This is a genomic window from Caballeronia terrestris, assembly GCF_001544515.1.
Lineage (GTDB): Bacteria > Pseudomonadota > Gammaproteobacteria > Burkholderiales > Burkholderiaceae > Caballeronia > Caballeronia terrestris.
Genome location: NZ_FCOL02000591.1, coordinates 1 through 647, shown reverse-complemented (window position 1 = coordinate 647; position 647 = coordinate 1). Strand labels below are relative to the sequence as shown.

Here is a 647-nt window from a genome sequence, read left to right as displayed (position 1 = left end):
CTGCAGACAGCCGGTGTCGATCTCAACCTGAGCGTGAGCGTGCCCGCTAACGCCTGGGGCTCGGACCCGCGTATCAAAGCCGTGGTGATCGCGGCTCCGGCTTTCGGATTTACATTCGGACACGCGGGTTCGAGCGGCGTGCGCGTCCCGATCCAGTTATGGCGAGCAGCCGATGATCACCATCAGCCGCATCCCTACTACGAGGAGGCGGTACGCGCGAACCTCCCGCTATCACCCGAATATCACGTAGTCGCCAACGCGGGGCATTACGACCCGCAAGGCGCCAGCGCTTTGCGCCAGTCGTCCTGGGTTCGACCGATCGGCGTTTCACGAAGAATTTAATGCCGAAGTCGTGCGGTTCTTCAGGACGCGGTTGCGATGAGTCGGAAAAAGCGTTGAAGCTGGGCCAGTCGACCACGATCCAAACGCCCGACAAAATTCGGATCGAGATGCGTCTGGTGTTCTCAACCGCAAGCAGTCGTGAACTATTGAATCCAGTGATCAGTCGCGCCGTGAAGTGAGAAGCGCGGCCGACCGGGCTTGTCTTCAGAAAAAGACGCGCTGAGGGCAAAGAAACCGCTGCCGAGAAACGGGTGCGTGTCCGGCGCATTGACTTGAGAAGCTTTTCCTGCGATCTTCGGCCGTAC

At 59.7% G+C, this 647-nt stretch carries 1 pseudogene; it reads left to right on the top strand.

The window, feature by feature from the left end:
* Positions 1-342 (top strand): annotated as a pseudogene (locus AWB67_RS39110) (hypothetical protein); the annotation flags it as partial.
* Positions 343-647: the final 305 nt, after the last annotated feature.